This is a genomic window from Paenalicyclobacillus cellulosilyticus (assembly GCF_014647315.1).
Taxonomy (GTDB): Bacteria; Bacillota; Bacilli; order Alicyclobacillales; family Alicyclobacillaceae; genus Alicyclobacillus_J; species Alicyclobacillus_J cellulosilyticus.
Genome location: NZ_BMOY01000101.1, coordinates 392 through 692, shown reverse-complemented (window position 1 = coordinate 692; position 301 = coordinate 392). Strand labels below are relative to the sequence as shown.

Here is a 301-nt window from a genome sequence, read left to right as displayed (position 1 = left end):
GACGGATCAGTTTAGCTTGCTCAACAAATTTCTCTTTGCCTTCCTTCAAAGAGATAGAGTTCACAATGCCTTTACCTTGAATGCATTTCAGACCCGCTTCGATCACTTCCCATTTGGAAGAGTCGACCATGATTGGCACTTTGGAGATTTCTGGTTCTGAGGCACATAGGTTTAGAAAACGCACCATACAAGCCTGTGCATCTAACATCCCCTCATCCATGTTGATGTCGATGATTTGGGCACCATTTTCAACTTGCTGACGCGCGACTTCTAATGCTTCATCATACTGTTCCTCTTTGAT

General features: G+C 43.9%; 1 protein-coding gene. It reads right to left on the bottom strand.

Annotation, left to right across the window (positions count from 1 at the left end; all coding sequences use genetic code 11):
- Positions 1 to 301 (bottom strand): dihydropteroate synthase (locus IEX97_RS12975; protein WP_188883519.1); only part of this gene is annotated, 301 nt, incomplete at both ends.